18 protein-coding genes and 2 tRNA genes are annotated in these 20031 nt (G+C 56.4%); 3 read left to right on the forward strand and 17 right to left on the reverse strand.

The annotated features are described in order from the left end of the window. Positions 1–12 precede the first annotated feature (12 nt). From LVD14_RS12795 to LVD14_RS12830, 8 genes are all read right to left on the reverse strand, one after another. Complete coding sequence (locus LVD14_RS12795) at positions 13–840, reverse strand: DUF2797 domain-containing protein (RefSeq protein ID WP_237134451.1); 828 nt, start codon at positions 838–840, stop codon at positions 13–15. 45 nt (positions 841–885) lie between these two features. Next, positions 886–1182: a YeaC family protein gene (locus LVD14_RS12800; protein ID WP_237134452.1), complete on the reverse strand. Its 297-nt coding sequence runs from the start codon at positions 1180–1182 to the stop codon at positions 886–888. Positions 1183–1186: 4 nt separating this feature from the next. Next, complete coding sequence (locus LVD14_RS12805) at positions 1187–2023, reverse strand: rhomboid family intramembrane serine protease (RefSeq protein WP_237134453.1); 837 nt, start codon at positions 2021–2023, stop codon at positions 1187–1189. After that, on the reverse strand, positions 2016–2906 hold the full coding sequence (locus LVD14_RS12810; RefSeq protein WP_237134454.1) for an NAD(+) kinase: 891 nt from the start codon (positions 2904–2906) through the stop codon (positions 2016–2018). Before LVD14_RS12810 ends, LVD14_RS12805 begins: the two co-directional genes overlap by 8 nt. Positions 2907–2991: 85 nt before the next feature. Then, the gene (locus LVD14_RS12815) at positions 2992–5241 is read right to left on the reverse strand and encodes a M12 family metallo-peptidase (protein WP_237134455.1); all 2250 of its coding nucleotides are present in this window, start codon (positions 5239–5241) and stop codon (positions 2992–2994) included. Positions 5242–5300: 59 nt separating this feature from the next. Then, complete coding sequence (locus LVD14_RS12820) at positions 5301–6245, reverse strand: 1-aminocyclopropane-1-carboxylate deaminase/D-cysteine desulfhydrase (RefSeq protein ID WP_237134456.1); 945 nt, start codon at positions 6243–6245, stop codon at positions 5301–5303. A gap of 73 nt (positions 6246–6318) precedes the next feature. Beyond that, a tRNA-Asp gene (locus LVD14_RS12825) sits at positions 6319–6395 on the reverse strand. Between the two features lie 45 nt (positions 6396–6440). Continuing rightward, positions 6441–6516: transfer RNA gene (locus tag LVD14_RS12830), tRNA-Val, on the reverse strand. Between the two features lie 141 nt (positions 6517–6657). On the opposite strand from LVD14_RS12830, the gene queD reads away from it, so the two are divergent. Beyond that, entirely contained in the window at positions 6658–7017 is a 360-nt protein-coding gene (queD, locus tag LVD14_RS12835; RefSeq protein ID WP_237134457.1) for a 6-carboxytetrahydropterin synthase QueD, read from the forward strand. Between the two features lie 76 nt (positions 7018–7093). On the opposite strand, the gene LVD14_RS12840 is transcribed toward queD, so the two are convergent. The 4 genes from LVD14_RS12840 to prfB form a co-directional block, all read right to left on the reverse strand. Continuing rightward, complete coding sequence (locus tag LVD14_RS12840) at positions 7094–8266, reverse strand: NAD(P)/FAD-dependent oxidoreductase (protein ID WP_237134458.1); 1173 nt, start codon at positions 8264–8266, stop codon at positions 7094–7096. Between the two features lie 18 nt (positions 8267–8284). Then, positions 8285–8974, reverse strand: a complete 690-nt coding sequence (gene ung, locus LVD14_RS12845) for a uracil-DNA glycosylase (protein WP_237134459.1) — start codon at positions 8972–8974, stop codon at positions 8285–8287. 8 nt (positions 8975–8982) lie between these two features. Further along, on the reverse strand, positions 8983–10503 hold the full coding sequence (gene lysS, locus LVD14_RS12850; protein ID WP_237134460.1) for a lysine--tRNA ligase: 1521 nt from the start codon (positions 10501–10503) through the stop codon (positions 8983–8985). 4 nt (positions 10504–10507) lie between these two features. Continuing rightward, positions 10508–11603, reverse strand: a protein-coding gene (gene prfB / locus LVD14_RS12855) for a peptide chain release factor 2 (RefSeq protein ID WP_237134461.1) whose coding sequence is annotated in 2 segments (ribosomal slippage) — positions 10508–11530 and positions 11532–11603 — 1095 coding nt in all. Because the reading frame shifts where the segments join, the coding sequence is not laid out codon by codon here. Positions 11604–11787: 184 nt separating this feature from the next. Here prfB and mnmC point away from each other — a divergent pair. Further along, complete coding sequence (mnmC, locus tag LVD14_RS12860; protein WP_237134462.1) at positions 11788–13791, forward strand: bifunctional tRNA (5-methylaminomethyl-2-thiouridine)(34)-methyltransferase MnmD/FAD-dependent 5-carboxymethylaminomethyl-2-thiouridine(34) oxidoreductase MnmC; 2004 nt, start codon at positions 11788–11790, stop codon at positions 13789–13791. Positions 13792–14262: 471 nt separating this feature from the next. Here the strand turns inward: mnmC and LVD14_RS12865 are convergent, their stop codons facing one another. Further along, a complete protein-coding gene (locus LVD14_RS12865; RefSeq protein ID WP_237134463.1) occupies positions 14263–15600 on the reverse strand; it encodes a M18 family aminopeptidase in 1338 nt (445 codons plus the stop codon). Then, the gene (locus LVD14_RS12870) at positions 15601–16299 is read right to left on the reverse strand and encodes an FKBP-type peptidyl-prolyl cis-trans isomerase (RefSeq protein WP_237134464.1); all 699 of its coding nucleotides are present in this window, start codon (positions 16297–16299) and stop codon (positions 15601–15603) included. Between the two features lie 167 nt (positions 16300–16466). On the opposite strand from LVD14_RS12870, the gene LVD14_RS12875 reads away from it, so the two are divergent. Then, complete coding sequence (locus tag LVD14_RS12875; protein WP_237134465.1) at positions 16467–17012, forward strand: hypothetical protein; 546 nt, start codon at positions 16467–16469, stop codon at positions 17010–17012. On the opposite strand, the gene LVD14_RS12880 is transcribed toward LVD14_RS12875, so the two are convergent. From LVD14_RS12880 to bamC, 3 genes are read right to left on the reverse strand one after another with little or no spacing between them, the layout of a single operon-like run. Then, positions 16987–17613: a tRNA-(ms[2]io[6]A)-hydroxylase gene (locus LVD14_RS12880; RefSeq protein ID WP_237134466.1), complete on the reverse strand. Its 627-nt coding sequence runs from the start codon at positions 17611–17613 to the stop codon at positions 16987–16989. The genes LVD14_RS12875 and LVD14_RS12880 overlap by 26 nt on opposite strands. A gap of 1 nt (position 17614) precedes the next feature. Then, positions 17615–18865: a DNA recombination protein RmuC gene (locus LVD14_RS12885; RefSeq protein WP_237134467.1), complete on the reverse strand. Its 1251-nt coding sequence runs from the start codon at positions 18863–18865 to the stop codon at positions 17615–17617. Between the two features lie 8 nt (positions 18866–18873). Next, positions 18874–19890: an outer membrane protein assembly factor BamC gene (bamC, locus tag LVD14_RS12890; protein ID WP_237134468.1), complete on the reverse strand. Its 1017-nt coding sequence runs from the start codon at positions 19888–19890 to the stop codon at positions 18874–18876. Positions 19891–20031: the final 141 nt, after the last annotated feature.

Below are 20031 nucleotides of genomic sequence, written 5' to 3' on the forward strand. Positions count from 1 at the left end.
AACCTCTTTTGTTTACTGGGCCACTTCAATTTCGTAGCCACCAAAACGGCGCATGTTGATGACGCCATTGTCGAACATCAGGTATTGACCGCGAATACCCAGCAACTTGCCTTCGACCAGTGGGTCCTTGTCAAAATTGAAGGACACAATCTTCTCAGGATGACCGGATATCGGATATTTAATTTCTATTGGATCCACACCGTTAATGGTACTGATGGCGTGAAAACCAAAACGCTGCTGCGCTTCGTCGATGTCTTTTTTGCACAGCTCGAGCAGGTGATCGCGTTCTGCAGGCAGGTCAATGATCTGGTCACCTTCCCGCAACATGTCACGCCAGTTTGTCTTGTCGGCGACATGCTGTTTGAACATCACTTCCAGCACACCACTTTGCAGGCGGCTGCGCACGCGCAGAATCGGCAGGGCCTGCACGGCACCCTGATCTATCCAGCGTGTCGGAATCTGCGTGGCACGTGTGATACCCACTTTGATGCCAGAGGAATTGGCCAGATACACAATATGATCCTGCATGCAGAATGCCTCACCCCACCAGGGCTCGCGGCAGGTACCCTGATCGTAATGACACTTTTCGGGGTGAATGATGCAGCTGTCACACTGTGCCAGACTCTGGAAACAGGGATAGCAATAGCCCTGGTTGAAACTCTTGTTGCTGTTGCGACCACAATGCACACAGTTGATGGTGCCGGTAAAACGCAGGCGCAGTGATGAACCAATCAGTGGATTCAGCGCCAGGCGAGTATCTCCCACCGGCAGGCTGTATTGTACCGGCTGTTCCAGCCGGCTATGTAGTTTTTGTATATTGCCGCAGGCCAGGATTTGCACTGTCGCGATTCTCCGCAGGAATTTTGGTTTGGAACTGTCGTGAGATCAGTGACGCGTTGTACCAGGCGGCAGAATGGTGACTGGCGCTGGTTTGGAAGCGTCGTCGTCATCACAATGGGACTTCTTCAGGCCAGTGCGATCGATATAACCAACGCGAGCCTCTTCCGGCAGATGCTGCTCGTAAGCAATGATGGCCTGCAGGCAATACTCAAGCTGCTCGGCAGTAAGTTTACGCCCATCCGGCCACTTCCCCAGCTCGACAGCTGTTTTCAGGTTTTCGTGAACTTCCGGCGTCATCATCGCCAGAATGTCCTGTATCGATTGAATCGAGTTGTCCGACATTCCCCTACCTCGTGGATCTGTATATTAAGGCAGCCAGAGCACCAGCCAGCATACCTGACACCAGGCCACCGGCATGGGCGGCTGATGCGATATATCCGGACGCCAGCACTTCCATCAGTACCAACGCCACCAGAAACAACATTATCATGCCCAGTGGCAATCGCAATTGCGAGTTGGGCAGCAGACTCTGCCATACCCAGATAAACCCAAGCTGGCCATATACCACACCCGACATGCCTCCGAAGTTCGAGGCACCTGTCCACATATACTGGGCTACATTGCCAGCTACAGCCATCCAGACCATTATCAGCAAATAGCGCCAGGAGCGGAGCTCAGGCTCCATGACTCGACCGAAATACCAGAGCCACAGGGTATTAAAAATCAGGTGCACGGCACCGAAATGCAACAGTGCCGGCGTAAACAGCTGTAGTACTGACAGCGGACCGGACAGGCCACCGGACTGATTCAGTTCGGGAAAAAACAGGCCGCGGACTGCGTAGGCATCGGCGCCCAGATTACTGATCACCGCCACCACCAGACAGGCAGCGATCAGAATCACTGTCACCGGCGCCAGCCATGCCGCATTGACCAGATTCTGCAACATTCCTTTGACTGGCAGCAGCTCCGATGGCGCAATCGCAGCACCCTCTGGCGGCTGCAGACGGCCTTGCTGCCAGGCGTCGAAATACTCGCTGATCAGCTCGGCTTCGGGCTCAGAGCGGGCCCAGACAACAAGCTTGCCGGACTCCTCTGTGATGTGATGTGGCACACCGTGCGCAGACAGAATGGCCACCAGCGGACGCAGATCCAGGCTTGCAGAGACCGAAACCGCTCTATGCATCGTCACGAACCAGCCGATTGCCCCAGCCGAGTTTACTGCGACAGATTTCGTAATAATTGTAATCAAGCGGGTGAATCAGTCGCAGCGCACTGCTCTTTTTCCTGACAATGATTTCATCGCCAGGTTCAGTGTGAAAGCGCACAGCTCCGTCGCAACTGACCAGGGGTGATATGGCACGCTGCTTTACCACCACAATCCGGATTTCCAGATCAGCATCTACCACCAGCGGGCGACTGCTGAGTGTATGGGGATACATGGGCACCAGCACCAGTGCATTGAGATTGGGGTGCATGATCGGCCCGCCAGCGGACAGCGAGTAAGCAGTTGAGCCAGTCGGAGTTGCCACAATCAGACCGTCCGACTGCTGTGAGTTAACGAACTGTCCGTCGATGAACAGCTCAAACTCAATCATCTGTGCCGCGGTGCCCGGGTGCAGCACAACATCGTTCAGAGCGGTTCCACCGGGAAGCGTCTCATCATCCCGAAGTACCGAGAATTCCAGCATGAACCGGCTTTCTTCCCGATAATTGCCGGCCAGCACGGCATCCAGCGCGGACTCCAGCTCCTCTGGCAGAATATCGGTGAGAAAACCGAGTCTGCCGCGGTTGATGCCGAGCACCGGCACATCGTGATTGATCAGCGCCCGGGCCGCATTGAGCATGCTGCCATCGCCCCCCACAACCACTACCAGGTCACACTCGCCGCCCAGTTCATGTCGGCGGCACTCTGGCAGCGACAGTTCCGGCACCAGTTCAGCGGTTCGCTGCTCAAGCACAATCTGCAGGCCGCGAGCCTGAAGAAACTCGATCAGCCGATGCAGCGTAGACACCACGCCGGCGTGACCGGGACGTCCCATCAGACCCAGCTTGGTAAAGGTTGGCATAAGTTGGATTCCGCGCTAAGTGTAATCTGCGCCGGAGTATAACACGGGATACAGGACACACACGTGACCGGCGGTGGGCGTGAGCTCAGGGCACCGGATCAATATGGACGACCAGCGGCTCTTCGGTATAGATGACCTCACCGGTGTCCAGCAGTTGATAGGCCATAAAGATTACCAGCGGGTGGCCAACCAGCTCCGGCAGCGGCTGAAAGTCCTGCAGAACACGCAGGTACTCTACCGGCTTGAGAGTCTCAGCTTCACGATAGGCAACCAGATCTGCAGCACTGCCGTCCCAGTCGAATATTTCGCCCTTCTGGTTTAATTGCACAATACCAAAACCGGCCGAGCTCAGGTCAGCCACCATGTGGAACTGGCCGGCACGCCCGACGTGAGCCGGATCAATATAAAAATCAGCAGTGACATCCATGCGCTGGCTGGGCGTCACACGGTAGGTGTAATTCAGACCTTTGTCGACGGTGGCTGCCAGGGCAATCCGGGCTGAGGTCTCGCGACCACTGAGGTTGGCAACCAGCCTGGATGGCAGCTCCGGCACGGTGACCGGCATGTAGTCAGCAATCTGGTAGCGGACCAGATTCAGGGCTCGAACGGCATCGGCGCCACGCTGCCGGTCACGATGGTCAACACCACAGGGCTGGCCGCCGCCACAATCAAGAGTCGGACTGGAGAACAGAGACACCCGCCTGGCGCTGCCGAAAAGAGACGGGCTGGCCATGACAGTCGCAAACTGGTTTTCTACCGCGTGACCGGTGGCATAGGGGAAAGTGCCGCCCTCACCGTCCTGCCGATGCGAGTGTGTCAGACCCATGTTATGCCCTATTTCATGTACCAGGACACTGCTGACCGGGCAATCAATGCCCACCAGGGAAAAAGCGTAGTCACGATCCGCGAAGGCTGTCATATCGCCATAGCTTCTGTAGCCACCCAGGTTCGCCAGACCACAGAGCTCGCCGCGTGAGGTCATTGGCCGAAACAGAACCACCAGGTCAGCGCCGTAGCGCTGACGCAACTGTGGTATCTCAGCAAATGCAGAATGACTGCCATTCGTCAGTTGTTCCAGCTGGGTATGGAAGTCCACTTCGCGTCCCGGGTAGTTGACCTGCCCGTGGTAAACCGGGCGCAGCGTGATGCCAACGCCGCTGTTCTGGTAAATCTGATTGGCAACGCTGATCATCTGATTGATTCGAGTAGCGGCATTGGCGCCGTACTGGGCAACCACATCCGGGGTAAACAGGGCCATGACATCAACCACGACGTGCCCCAGCGGGTCTTCGGGCACGCGGCCAGCAAGGGCGGCGTTAAATGCGCTCTGACCGTTACCGCCGCCAGTGACATCGTTGACCACATTAATCCAGCTATCCTGACGCGTCTGTCCTACATAGACGGTGCTTAGCAGGCGCATTGGCTGCGCTTTGGCATCAACGCGCACCACATAACTGAGTGAGCGCGACGCACCGGGTGCCAGCGCGTCTGGCAGGCGGCAATTCAGGATGTGCTGGCTGGGCGATGCGCGGGTCCAGATGGACTGACAGGCCGGCGCCCGCACAAGTTGTGCATCTTCCAGAATAAAATAGACGTCGGCTTCCAGGCCATTGAGGCTGCGGTTGCTGCGATTGGTGAGCGTTAATGTCACTTCCAGCTCCGCCGACTGCCCGACAAATACAACATCACGGCTGAACTGCTGGGAGATTTCGACCTGCTGCGTGCTGTTGGCCTGTGTGGGTCCGGCGCTGTCACCTGCATTGGTCATTGGTTTAGGATTTGCCTGCGGCTCGCGGGCAACCCGATGTACCGGCGCCAGATCGTGTCTGCCCGGCACCACGAAGTCACTATGCGTGGCCGCCAGTCGCGCCTCGTCCGGTTGGTAAAAGCGCCCCGTCACAACATCGTTATCTCGCGCGCCGTCAAACAGCCAGCGTTCGTCATTGATCTGGATCTCGGCGAATGCCACTTCGCGATTCAGCGTGATGATCAGGCTGGCATTGTTACCGGCATCGTGTCCGCTGATGACGCGGTCACCATTGATGTAGTGCTGGTCCTGTTCAATAAGCACTGCCAGTGATTGTTCGTGTGTTGGCAGTCGAAATTCGAGAGTACTTCCTTCTCTGAGCAGTTCCAGATCAGCAACCGGAAAAGTAAGGCTGTGATCCTCTGGAGTGGTATCCGCCAGGGCCGGCGCCACGGGTGTCAGCAGCAGGCCCGCGATCAGCAGAGACAGACCGCAAACACACAGCACAGCGCGACGGAACCGTGCCTTGCACTGGTCCGGAACGCTGAGCGTCCTGCCGGAAACTGATTGAGGGTGGCTGATTGCCATAATTAACACGCCATTTCGCATATCTGGGGCAGCTTAACCCGGCGTGGGAAAATTTTCCACTAATCTGTCGAACGGGGCACATTGGCAGCCAGCAGACCACCCGTATGCAGTGCCAGCAGGCGCGTACCGGGCGGATAATCACCCCGCTCCAACCTGGTGAATATGGCTGCCAGCAGCCGTCCGGAGTAGACAGGCTCCAGAGGAACGTCATGTTGTGCCGAAAAGTCCGCGATGAAGTCCAGCAGCGACTGAGGCTGTTTGGCATATCCACCAAAATGAGCATCCTGCGTATCCAGGCACCAGTTTGCGTCATGAGGATCGGCACCCAGTTGCTGCAACCAGCCAGCAACCTCGGCGGTCAGCGGTTCGCCCCCTTTGAGCACCACGTGCCCGGTGATCTTTGTGGCCGGCGACAGACTGCTGCTCTGCAGACCGGCTACCAGACCCGCCAGCGTAGTTGCCGTGCCGCAGGCCAGACAGATTTCACTGCCAGCGAGATCGGCGACCTGTTCAAGCAGCAGACTCGCGAGGCGCTTGCAGCCTCCGACACCCGCCAGATTGGCGCCTCCCTCAGGTATCACCCAGGCGGGGCCATGCTGATCAAGAAGTTGTTTTATGAAGACAGGATCATGGCGCTGTCGGTAGTCTGTGCGGCTGACAGGCACAAGGTGCATGCCTCTGGAAATGACAAACTGCAGAGCCGGATTGAGTGAGTCGGGCAACTCGCCCCTGATAATGCCAATAGTCCTGAACCCGTAACGCTGACCCGCCTCGGCAAGCGCACAAAGGTGATTGGACCAGGCGCCACCAAAACTCAGCAGCGTCGTCGCGCCGGCCTGACGGGCCTGCGTCAGATTCTGATACAGCTTGAACCATTTGTTGCCACCAAGAACCCGGTCAACAAGATCCAGTCTGAACAGGCGCAACTGCACATCGCGACGCAGCAATCGTGCATCGTTTATCTGGGTAACAGGAACCTGGCTGAAATCGGGGGAGTCAATCATGGCTGACCGGCAAGATTTAATGGACCGGCAATAAAAAAGCCGTTGGCAGGCAACGGCTTTTTTGGGAATTCAATGGCGGACCGGACGGGACTCGAACCCGCGACCTCCGGCGTGACAGGCCGGCATTCTAACCAGCTGAACTACCGGTCCGCGACACACAACACTGCGAATGATCAGACAACGTCACTGTTTGTCTGGTGGGTGGTGAGGGATTTGAACCCCCGACATTCGCCTTGTAAGGGCGACGCTCTACCAACTGAGCTAACCACCCGCTGTGTTGAGTGACGCGCATTTTACCGACTTGAGCTGGCATGTCAAATAAAATTTAAGATTTTCTGTCTATCAATTCCGGGCGGTTAACGGTACCATTTTGGCCCTCAAAAATTTTACGTCAATCGGCCATACCCGACCCATGGAAATCTACAAAGAGTTCAACTTCGAAGCTGCCCATCGGCTGCCCAATGTCCCCGAGGGACACAAATGCGCGCGCCTGCATGGGCACTCATTTCAGGTCAGGCTGGTCGTCGCCGGGCCAGTTGGTGAGCGCAGTGGCTGGGTCATGGACTTTGGTGATATCAAGTCGGCATTCAAACCTGTCTGGGAACAACTCGATCATCATTACCTCAACGACATTCCTGGTCTCGACAATCCGACCAGTGAAAATATTGCACGCTGGATCTGGCGAAAACTTCGCCCGACGCTACCGCAACTGGTGCGTGTGGAAATACGCGAAACCTGCACCAGTGGCTGCATCTATAATGGCGCTGACTAGTAGAGATTAAAGTCCCGCGGACACACTGGCGCATCAAGGCTGAATTGTCTCATCGCTTTAAAGAGCGACCCTGAGTTCAGACCATTTCCTTTTTGATCGCCATAAAGTCGCGCGCGCGATTTATGCAATCCGCAGCGATCAGTTTGCCTTCCCTGTAATACTTGACCACCATCCCCTCTTCCACTGCGGTATCCGGCGCCCCATCGGTTTGCACCTCATCATAGCCATGGCACAGACCCACTGACTGCAGCTTCACATCATACTGATCTGACCAGAACCATGGGGTCACGTGATACACTTCAGTGCCACCACAGATATTGGCAGCGGCCACGCGCGACTGATCATTGGCATTCTGCACCGACTCCAGCCGGACACGACGTTGATACAACTCACTGGGATGCGAAGTGCAATCGCCCGCAGCAAAAATATCAGGGTCGCTGGTGCGCGAATGTTCATCAACATAAATACCATTTTCTATGCGCAGCTCGGCAGACTCGGCCAGAGACGTCTCGGGCACCACACCCACACCGACGATTACCATCTGCGCCTTGATGGTGCGACCATCGGCACAACTGACGGAATCCACCTGCCCACGACCGTTGATGGCTACAACTTCGGCATTGCAGCGCAGCTGCACGCCGTGTTGTTCATGCAGCCTGGCAAAGAAGTCTGACATCTGCTCGCCTGTCACCCGCTTGAGCACGCGACTCTCGCGTTCCAGCACAGTTACCTGCTTACCCAGTTTGCGCAGCACTGCGGCTGCTTCCAGACCGATATAGCCAGCTCCGATCACCACGACATCGGCCACCTGGTCCAGCCTGGCGCGAATCGCCTCAACGTCGGCCAGCGTGCGCAGGTAACAGACACCATCCAGCCCATCCCCCAGGGGAAGATGAATGGGTCTTGCGCCGGTGCACAGGGCCAGCTTGTCGTAAGCCAGTGATTCACCCGTTGTCAGTTGGACACGCTTCTCCTGAGGCAGGATGGCCGCCACACGAGTGTTCAATCGCAGGTCGATATTCTGCGCCTGATACATCTGCTCGGGCCGCAAAAGAATCTGCTCTGCACTTTTTTCTCCGGACATGACAGCCTTGGACAGCGGCGGACGGTGATACGGCAGCTGGGGCTCATCCCCGATCAATGTGATCTTTCCAGTCCAGCCACTTTTACGCAGATGAACGGCGAGTTGTGATCCCGCATGACTGGCACCAATGACGATACAGTGATTGCTGGCGAGTGCTTCTGACATAAGGATCTCCGTTCTGGCTTAGCGAATCTGCCAGTCGATACTGGCCAACTGTTGTTGTTGCAGGTACTGGTTGGCTTTTGAGAAGTGTCGATTCCCCAGAAAGCCGCGATGCGCCGAAAGCGGCGACGGGTGTGGCGAGCTAAGTACCAAATGTCTTTTCCTGTCGATCATCGCACCTTTGCGCTGCGCGTAACTGCCCCACAGCATGAATACCAGGTGCTCACGGCGCTCATTCAATAGCTCAACAATACGATCCGTGAAGTGCTCCCAGCCTTTGCCCTGATGCGAATTCGCCTGACCGGCGCGCACTGTCAGAACCGCATTAAGCAGTAGCACACCCTGCTCTGCCCATTGCATGAGATTACCGTGTGAAGGCACTGGCAAACCCAGGTCCGCATGCAGCTCTTTGTAGATGTTCTGTAGAGACGGCGGCACCGCAACATCCTGCTGGACCGAGAAACACAGACCATGCGCCTGGTCAGGTCCATGATAGGGGTCCTGACCAAGAATCACCACGCGGACTTTATCAAACGGCGTGGTGTTCAACGCATTAAAAATCTGGTTGCCGGGTGGAAATATCTGCTGCCCCTGCTGCTTTTCCTGCAGCAGAAACTGCCGCAGGGATTGCATATAGGGTTTGTCGAACTCACCTGCCAGCTCGTCCTTCCAACTGGGCTCCAGCTGAATGTCGCGAGTCTGTTCAGTCATGCCAGTCATCAGTCCTTGGCAGGTCGCATGTGAGGGAACAGCAGCACATCTCGGATGGATGGTGCGTCAGTAAACAGCATGACCAGTCGATCGACACCGATGCCCTCACCCGCTGTTGGTGGCAGTCCGTACTCCAGCGCCGTAATGTAGTCCGCATCGTAGTGCATGGCTTCGTCATCACCGGCATCTTTCTGTTCAACCTGCTCACGGAAGCGTGCGGCCTGGTCCTCGGCATCATTAAGCTCGGAGAAACCATTGGCGAGCTCGCGACCACCGATGATCAGTTCAAAACGATCGGTGACGTCGGGGTTATCATCATTGCGACGCGCCAGTGGTGACACCTCAGTGGGGTATTCGGTGATAAAGGTTGGCTGCAGCAGATGGTGCTCAACTTTCTCGTCGAATATTTCCATCATGATGCGACCCAGCCCCCAGCCATCATCGACTTTGATGCCAAATGATTTCGCCAGCTCGACGGCCGCTGGACGGGACTCCAGCTGCTCGGCCGTAACGCCCTGGCAATGCTTGAGGATTGAGTCTTTTACTGGCAGCCGCGCAAATGGCTCGCCCAGATTGATCTTGAGGCCCTGGTACTCGATTTCGGTTGTACCCAGCACTTCGACAGCCAGCGTACGCAGCATGTCTTCAGTAAAATCCATCAGATCGTGATAGTCGGCATAGGCCTGATAGAACTCGACCATCGTGAACTCTGGGTTGTGGCGTGTCGACAGACCTTCATTACGGAAGTTCCGGTTGATTTCAAAAACCCGCTCAAAACCGCCAACGACCAGTCGCTTCAGATAAAGCTCCGGTGCAATTCGCAGGTACATGGTCTGATCCAGCGCATTGTGATGGGTGACAAAGGGCTTGGCCGTGGCGCCACCGGGGATCACCTGCATCATTGGAGTTTCCACTTCCATGAAGTTGTGCTTCTGGAAGTAGTTGCGCATGCTGTTGATCAGCTTTGAGCGCAACATGAATGTGCGACGCGACTCTTCGTTGGCAATCAGGTCAACGTAACGCTGGCGATAACGGACTTCGGTATCCGTCAGGCCCTTCCACTTGTCAGGCAGGGGGCGCAGCGCCTTGGTCAGCAGCTGCAGCGACTCAACGTTCACTGTCAGCTCACCTTTACCGGTACGAAACATTTCGCCGCTCACACCAACAATATCACCCAGATCCAGATCCTTGATTTCGGCCATCATTTCTGCCGGCAGGGCCTTGTGATTGACATAAAGCTGAATGGCATCACTGGCGTCCTGAATCACCAGGAAAGGTCCACGCTGGCGAATCAACCTGCCTGCAACCTTGACCTTGCGGGCCAGTGATTCAAGCTCTTCGCGGGTATTCTCGGCGTACTGCTGGTGCAGGTCGGCGGCCATTGCATCGCGACGGAAGGTGTTTGGAAACGCATTGCGGCTGCGCTGAATGGCGTGCAGTTTGTCACGGCGCTGCGCAATCAGTTTGTTTTCTTCCTGTGCAGCCTGAGCCTGGCTGGCGGCATTGTTTTGATCGTTGCTATCACTCATCTGTTTACAGTCCCATTTTCAGGCTGGCTTCAATAAAGCGGTCCAGGTCACCGTCCAGAACGGCACCGGTGTTGGTGTTCTCCACGTTGGTACGCAGGTCCTTGATACGTGACTGGTCAAGAACATAGGATCGGATCTGACTGCCCCAGCCAATGTCGGCTTTTTCGGCTTCTACCGCCTGCGCCTCTTCACGACGTTTCAGCTCTTCCATCTCATAGAGCTTGGCTTTCAGTTGTTTGATCGCCTGATCCTTGTTCTTGTGCTGCGAACGCTGGTTCTGACACTGCACCACGATGCCGCTCGGCAGGTGCGTCAGTCGAATCGCGGAGTCAGTGGTATTAACGTGCTGGCCACCGGCGCCACTGGAGCGGTAGGTATCGACACGGACCTGCGACATGTCCAGATCAATCTCGATGTCATCGTCGATTTCCGGCGACACAAACACTGACGAGAAGGAAGTATGGCGTCGGTTACCCGAGTCAAACGGCGACTTGCGAACCAGGCGATGCACGCCGGTTTCCGTGCGCAGCCAGCCAAAGGCGTATTCACCACCAAAAAACAGCGTCGCGCCCTTGATACCAGCCACTTCACCCGGGGAGACTTCCATGACTTCCACGTTAAAGCCCTTGTCTTCACCCCAGCGCATATACATGCGCATGAGCATCTCGGCCCAGTCCTGAGCTTCGGTACCACCAGAGCCAGCCTGAATTTCCAGGAAGGCACTGTTGGGATCCATTTTGCCAGAGAACATGCGGCGGAATTCCAGCGCATTGAGTTCTGTTTCCAGCCGGCCCAGTTCATTACCAACTTCAGTAAAGAGGTCCTGGTCGCCCTCTTCCTGGGCGAGCTGCAAAAGTTCTTTATTGTCAGACAGACCCGTGTACAGCGAATCTATGGTACCTACAACACGTTCCAGATTGGCGCGCTCGCGCCCCAGCTCCTGTGCGTATTCCGGCTTGTCCCAGACAGCCGATTCACCCAGCTCCAGCTCAACCTCTGTCAGGCGTTCTTTCTTGGTATCGTAGTCAAAGATACCCCCTGAGCGTATTGGTCCGCTCGGTGAAGTCTTTGATTTTCTGGAGCAAGGGGTTGATTTCCATTGGTCATCCTGTCGCTGAATCGTAAGTGCGGGTCGTGTATCTTGGGAAAGAGGCGCATTTTACACCACTGAGCCCCTGTTTACACACTTCAGCGTCAACCTAATTGTCGGCCAATCGTGCCTGTTTCCAGTACAATAGCCCCCTTTACCGCAATCACCCGACAAAAATCCTCACACGACCGCCCATGTCTGACCAGTCCACAACCGATAACAGCACGCTTTCCAACGCACAGCTTCAGTGGCAGGAAGATGGCGCTCCGTACTCTCCTGAGTACGCTGACGTTTATTTTTCCCGTGAGGGCGGACTGGCCGAAACCCATCACGTATTCCTGCGGGCAAATGACCTGCTCGGGCGCTGGCAGCGGCAGGATGCGGAGCTGAAGCGCAGCGGAGAAAAAGCCGTTTTTGTCATCGCAGAACTGGGTTTTGGCACCGGACTGAACTTTTTATGTACCTGGCGACTCTGGCAGCAGGCGGACTGCAGGAATCTGCGGCTTCACTACATCAGCTGCGAGAAACACCCGCTGACTCTGTCCGCATTAAAAAAAGCACTGCAACAGTGGCCCGAGCTGGCGGAGTGGCGCGATAAATTGCTGCCACTGTACCCCGATCACACTGCCGGGTATCACAGGCTTCCGCTGACTGATATCACACTTGACCTGTACTACGGTGACGCACTGACTGCGCTTAACATGCAGAGCAACCAGAACGCCAGCGTCGACGCCTGGTTTCTGGACGGTTTTACCCCCACGCGCAACCCGGAACTGTGGAGTGACTCTTTGCTCGATACCATAGGCCGCCTTTGCAGGCCCGGATCAACACTCAGCAGCTACAGCGTTACCGGTCGGGTTGTGCGCTATCTGCGGCAACTGGGCTTTGGTGTGGAAAAACGCCCCGGCTTTGGCAGCAAGCGGCAAATGCTGTTTGCCGCGTATCAAGGTCAGGCGGACAGCGTCGAAGCCAGACAATCGAAGGAATCAAGCAAGCCCGCATCAGCGATCGTGATTGGTAGTGGACTGGCCGGCGCCACCGTTGCCCACGCGCTGGCCACGCGCGGAGTCAAAGTAACTGTCCTGGAAAGACAGTCACAAACCGCCAGCGGCGCATCAGGCAACCGGCAGGCCGTAGTGCAACTGCGACGCAACAAGCAGCAGGATCAATTGTGGTCATTCAATACACACAGCTATCTATATGCCCTGCGCTTCTATCAGTCACTGGCAAACGCCAGCAACAATGCGGTGCATTGGAATCCCTGCGGCGTGCTGACTCTGGACAGTGCCTACAGAAACACACGCGGCTCCGACAGCAGCTGCGACACTTACGAACACTATTCGCCCCAGATCCTGCAGACCGTGACGGCGGCACAGACACAACAACTTGGCGGTGTCGCGCTTGATGAGGGCGGAACCTGGCTGCCTGGCGGCGGCTGGATCAACCCGGCAGCCAGCTGCCAGATCTGTATGGATCACCCATTGATCAGCACAAAAACAGATACCTCAGTAGCGGCGCTGCAGTTTTCAGAGAACACGCAGCGCTGGCAACTGTATGACGACCAGAACAATCTCATTGCCGAAAGCGCCTGCGTGGTCATCGCCAACAGCTATTCCGCCACCGCACTGCAACAGACCGGGCTTTATCCGGTCCAGCCACTAAGGGGCCAGGTCAGCCATATTCCGGCAAGCAGCACCAGCAACCAGTTGAACAGTGTTGTCTGTTCAGAGCGCTACCTTGCTCCCGCGTTTGACGGCGTGCATTGCGTTGGCGCCAGCTACGTCAAAAACAGTGACTCGTCCGAACTGTCAGAAACCGAACATCAGGAGAACCTGGAGAAACTGGGTGTCATCGCCAGCGAGCTGGATCTCGGTAAGGACTCACCTCTGGCGGGCCGGGTGGCATTTCGTGGCAGCTCGCTGGACTTCATGCCGCTGATCGGCCAGGTGCCCGATCCGGTTCTGCCCGAGGAGCAATACGGCAGTACGCGGCATCTGCAGACAGAAGCGCCTGAGAAGCGCTTGCCAGGGCTGTATATGAGCATCGGTCATGGGTCACATGGTACGGTCAGCTGTCCCATGGCAGCGGAACACCTCGCTGCGCTGATCTGCAACGAACCCAGCCCACTCCCAAAAGACGCCGCCGACTGCGTAGACCCCATCCGCTTCATCCGCCGCCTCCGCAAACGCCGCAACTGAACCCAGCGCTGTGATTGCGCTTCGGTCCGGGAGGGAAGTATCAGATCACGCCCGGATCGCATCCTTTCACCTGGCGCCCGGCGGTGCGGAACTCGACCTCGCTCGCTACGCGGGCTCGGGACTCGAACAGTCCTCCCGCTGATCGGGCGCCAGGCAAAAGGATAAAACGCGCCCTGATTGGGCGAGATGCTGATACCCCCCTCCCTGCCCTTGTGCCTACGTTGACCATGGCGAACAGTCAGCGGCTGAGTTAACGTATTTCGATTTGCAAGAATGCCCTAATCAATAAGCGTAAGACATCGTATCGCAATTTCGGGGGCAGCAGTTCAGACCTAGGGCCAGGACTTAGCCGATTTGCCGCATGCGGTTCTGAAATTTCATGATCGGAGTTGATGAAGCTGACGTTTGGTACAAGGGCCGCTCCCAACAGATACAAGATCTCAGTAACTCAGGCGAGGGCGAAAGCGACGATCAACGAACAAAGAAGCGACGCAGGGCCCGGGCGAGGTGCCAGCCGTCATCGCTGCCAGCCAGCTCCCGGATCGAGTGCATCCCATACGTAGGCACACCCACATCAACCGTCTCCACCCCAAGACCAGACGCCGTGATCGGCCCGATCGTGCTGCCGCAACCCATGTCGCTGCGGACAACAAAGCGCTGCACCGGCGCATCGACCTCATCACACAACTGCGTGAATCTGGCCTGCGTGCGACTGTTGGTAGCGTAGCGCTGGTTGGCGTTGATTTTGATCACTGGCCCCTTGTTAAGGACGGGACCGTGGTTGGCGTCGTGTTTCTCTGTGAAATTGGGATGCAGACCGTGTGCGTTGTCTATAGACAGGAACAGTGAGCGACGAATCATGCGTTCGATGCTTTCAGCACTGCCTGCGGTTTCGCCGTCACGGTCACTGAAGCGGGCTGACAGTCTTGCCAGCACGGATCGCAGGAAGGGACCCTGCGCGCCGCAGGCTGACGCACTGCCAACTTCTTCGTGATCGTTGCAGACCATCAATGCAAAACCATTGCCCGATTTTTTTGCTTCAATGATTGCATCCAGACACACATAGCAACTGAGCAAATTGTCCAGTCGCGCCGAGGCGATAAACTCATTGTGCAGGCCAATCTGGGCAGGCGGCTGCGTGTCGTAAAAGAACAGCTCATGTGCCAGCACAGCGTCTACGTCGTTGATGCCCTGCTGCTCAGCCAGTGCATCAACAAGAAACGCGTCAAAGTCAAAATCCTTGATGGATTTGCCGTCACCGGCTGACAGAGCGAGCACCGGTGGCATTTCTTTTTGCGGATTGATGCTGCGGTTCTGATTTGCTTCGCGATCCAGATGGATGGCCAGACTGGGAACCGTTGCTATCGGTCGTTGCCAGTTCAATGTTGCCGCGTCCAGTGTGCCGTCCCTGCGTCTGAATTCAACCCGGCCAGCCAGAGACAGGTCACGGTCAAACCATGGCGCCAAAAGCACACCACCGTACACCTCTACTGCAAACTGCAGAACCGAGGCATTGCGCATCACTGCGTTAGGTTTTACTTTCAGACAGGGGCTGTCGGTGTGAGCACCGGCCATCATGACGCCTGACTCAGCAGGATCGCCGTCGCCCGTCACGAAGGCAATAATCGACGAATCGTTGCGGGTCAGTACATAGGCACGATTTGGCTGCAACTGCCAGGCGTCTTCCTCGTTGAGGCGTTCGAACCCGGCTTCCTGCAATGCCGCCAGCATGGTCTCGACGGCATGAAAGGGACTTGGCGAGTGCTGCAGAAAACGCAGCAAGCCGTCATTGAATCGCTGTTTATCCACTTACTGACCGTTAACCTCTAACAGTTCAACATCAAACACCAGTGTGGCAAACGGTGGGATTGGACCTGAACCACCCGGACCGTAGCCAAGATCGCTAGGAATATAAAGACGATAGGTGTCGCCTGTCTGCATCAGCTGCAAGCCTTCGGTCCAGCCAGGTATGACCTGGTTCAGGGCAAACTCAGCGGGCTCGCCACGCGCGATGGAGCTGTCGAACACTTCACCATCGATAAAGCGGCCTTCGTAGTGGGCGGTCACAGTGTCAGTTGCAGTGGGAGATACGCCACTGCCATCACCGCGCTCCAGTACTTCGTACTGCAGACCCGATTCAGTGGTCATCACACCTTCGCGCTGGGCGTTTTCAGCCAGGAAGGCTTCAGATTCTGCACGCGATGCTTCGACTTGCGCCTGCTGTTCGTCCATCAGCTGCTGCTGGAAGGTCATCAGTGCGTTCATCATTTCATCTTCGGTCATCTGCGGTTCGCCATTGACCATGTCACGCAGACCCGCGATAAAAGCGTCGATATCAATCTGGTCGGTCAGACCCTGCATCATCAGGTTTTGGCCAATGTTGACGCCAACGCTGTAACTGATCTGGGTATCCTGGTCGGTCAGGTCAATGTCCTGCGCGTGCACTGGTGCGTTGAACATCAGCAGCGATACTGCCAGCCCCAGGCTGGAGGCGCGTAAAGTTTGCATAAAACGATTCCTGTTGCGGTGATTAAAGTACGCCGAGCAGTCTAAACTGACTATGAATGGATTACCAGTGTGCTTTCGCGGGGGCTGGGCATGCGTTAAGCTTGTGCACTTATCCCGGTTTACAGCGCACCGAAAGCGCTCAACATCTGACCCAGGAGTCGGCCGTTATGGTCTCAACGTTATCCAGCTGTTTGCGGGCGGCCAAATCTCCTTTGCTATTGACCTCGATGGCTATTGGCGTCCTGTTGCTCGGCGCCTGCAGCAGGCAGTTTTCGGTCAGCGTGAATCAGCAGACGCTGTACGACCCCCGACCCTACAGTGGCGTGGTTCGAGTCGCGGACCCGGGCCTGCAAAGCTGTATCAATGTCACCATGCGACAGAATGAGTTCAACGACCCAGAGCAGATCAGTGTGATCGCCTGCCCGCTACTGGAGATTGCCAGCCTGGAAGGTATAGAAGCTCTGGAGGGTCTGCGCTTTATCGACCTTTCTGGCAATGAGCTGGAAACGCTTGATGCTTTGCAGCGGCTGCCACGGCTGACCTCTGTCAACGCGCCCGACAACCAGTTGAAGGATATTTCCGGCCTGCTTGTCATTGATACGCTGACCAGCGCAGTGCTGACTGGCAACCCCGCAATTCCCTGCGACCAGCTTGAAACATTAAGAGAAAGACTGGCGCAGAACCTGATCAGCCCGGAGAATTGCCAGTCGTGACAGCCGGCACGCCACTGTGGAAACGAAACTGATCGTCGACTGATTCAATCAGCTGTTTTTCAACCGCCAGAAATCTTTCCACGTGTTCATCAATCGGTGTATCACTGTATTGCTGAGCCAGAGACAGATAATCCCGGAAGTGACGTGCCTCGGACCGCAACAGGCTGCGGTAAAATTTCGCCAGCGTGTCATCGAGCAATGGCGCCAGACTGGCGAAGCGCTCGCAGGAGCGTGCCTCGACAATCGCGCCAACAATCAGTCCGTCGATCAGTGTGCCGTCGCGATCTGTCCGCATATGTTCCCGCAATCCGGCCGCATAGCGTGACGGGCCTATGCGTTGATAGGCTATATCACGCTGCGCCATGATGTTGACCACCTGTTCGAAGTGCAGCAACTCCTCACGTGCCAGTTGTGACATTTTAGTCAACAGCTCGGTATGGCTGACATAACGGTACATCAGGGTCATGGCGTTGGAGGCTGCCTTTTTCTCACAATTGGCATGATCAATCAGCAGCAGGTCCTGATTCTGCAGCGCCCAGTCCAGCCAGGCCTGAGGTGTTCGGCACGGTAAAAATGCAATCAGTTCTTCGGTGGCACTCATTTCAATTCTCATCATCATCCAGGGCGGGCAACTGCTCGTCGGCCTCGGCCAATCGGTCCGCGTCAATCTGCTTGCTGGCTCTGGCGCCCAGGGTTTTTAATCGCTCGACGCGCCCGATCAGATTGCCCTTGCCAGTCTGGAGTTTGCCGACTACCGATTCGTAGCTCTTCTGCCCCGCCTCCAGCTTGCGGCCAAGATCATCCAGATCGCTCAGCAAACCAACAAATTTGTCATACAGCGCGCCCGCCTGCCGCGCGATCTCCTGCGCATTGCGGCTTTGATATTCATAGCGCCAGATATTGTGAATCGTGCGCAACGTGGCCAGCAATGTGCTTGGACTGACCAGCACGATGTTGCGTTCGAAGGCCTGATTAAATATCTCTGGTTCCTGCTGAAGGGCGGCGGAGAACGCGGGCTCAATCGGCATGAACAGCAACACAAAGTCCAGTGACTGAATACCGGGCAGATCCTGATAGCGCTTGTCACTCAACTGGCGAATATGATTGCGCAGTGACTGCACATGAAGTTTCAGCGCGCTGTTTCGCTCGGCATCATCATCAGCGCTGCAGTAGCGCTCATAGGCAGTCACTGAGACTTTGGCGTCTATGACAATCTGCCGGTTATCGGGCAGCTGCACTATGACATCGGGCTGACTGCGTTGCCGCCCGGTATCATCATCGGCCTGGCGAAAACTCTGCTGAACCTGATACTCGCGTCCCTCTGTCAGGCCGGATGCCTGCAGGATGGAACTGAGGATGTATTCGCCCCAGGCGCCCTGCGTTTTGTTCTCACCACGCAGCGCTTTGGTCAGGTTGACGGCATCATCGCTGATGCGTGTATTGAGCTGCTGCAACTGGCGAATTTCTTTCTCCAGTGCAAAGCGCTCTCTGGCCTCGCGATTGTAGGTCTCTTCAACCCGCTTCTCGAAACCGCTGATTTTTTCCTGCAGTGGACGCAGTATTTCACCCAGACTTTGACGACTTGCTTCGGCAAGACGCCGGCTCTTGTCATCCAGCACATCATTGGCCAGCAGTTGGAACTGTTGACGAAGCTCTTCGCGGGATTGCTGCAGAAGCTGAATTTTTTCCAGGGTTTGACGCTGCTCTTCGTCCAGGCGAGTTTGCAAATGGACGATGTGCTCCCGGTAGGCGGCCGCGCGGCGCGAACTCCAGAGCAGGCTCAGCAGCACACCGCCAAACAGACCAATGCCGCCGGCAGACAATGCATACCAAAGCGGCACCAGCTCCGTCATCACGAGGGTCAGATCAGATTGTCGTTGATCGTACGCACCAGCAGATCCTGCTGATAAGGCGCCGGGGCTCCGTCGGATACTCTTGCCTCAACCAGAATCCCATCGGCAGTGTCGCTGAGCGTAACATCAAACTGGCGGGCCTCGACTTCTTCGTCGCGGCCAAACAGTCGCCCGAAAAAGCCTGGCTCTTCCTGATTCTCTGTGCCAGTGAACGACACGATGTAGCGTCGCTCGTCGCGATCAGAGCTCAGCAGCTCGATTTCAGCATTGCCGATCGCCTGACCGACCTGGCTCCAGGCACGATCAAAATCGATGCGCAGCTCCAGTCTGGTACTGCCCGATTCACTGTCATCCAGTCGCGCCTTGCCCTGCGCCTCGATACTGCCCGCGAGCATTGACACGGATGAGCCACGATAAATATCGGTGCGGTCAGCCAGGTACATGGACAGTGAGGCCAGCATGGTAGCTTCACGCTCCAGGTTTTCGGAATCAGAAGGCCATGTAACCGCCTGACCCTCGGCAGTCTCACCCTCATCATCAACCTGCAGGATATATACCTCAGAGTTGCCGGCGTGCAGACCAGGCTCGACGCGGACACGATAGCGATTGCGGACATCGCTATCGTCCTGCGGCACCCATTCGGTCTCAACAACACCAGCGACAGCGTCTTCGCTGGCGACAGGCAGGCCCTCGGTCGCAAAATAGTCCCGCAGCGTCGGCCACACCTGACCCGGAGTGGCTCCCACCACAATCCAGGCACGGTCGCCGAAGCGCTGAATCACAACACCCTCGCGGACCCGCGTGTCGATGGGTTTTGGTGCAGGAGGCACGACGTAGACTTCACGTTCGCCTGGCGCTTCCGGCGGAATATAGTAAAGCTGGTCGATCGTGTAGCTGTCGAGCTCAGCGGGTATGTCCATGACCGGTGTTATCCGGGCTTCCAGATATTCACCCTCGCGATCTCTGAGCCAGCCTTCATCCCCGCCGATTCCCAACCAGGAACAGCCCTGAACCAGCATTGCCATACTCAGTACTACTGCAGGTTTCAGGATAACACCTCGCTTGAACGTGTTTGATTGGAAAGCACCGGGAGTTCCGCACCCAGGCGAAATCTGCCGGGATGCGTTAAAGAACTGACTGCGTATTGGAAGCATACTCTTTCGACC

Origin of the sequence: Pseudohongiella sp. O18 (genome assembly GCF_021729085.1) — a bacterium.
GTDB lineage: Bacteria > Pseudomonadota > Gammaproteobacteria > Pseudomonadales > Pseudohongiellaceae > Pseudohongiella.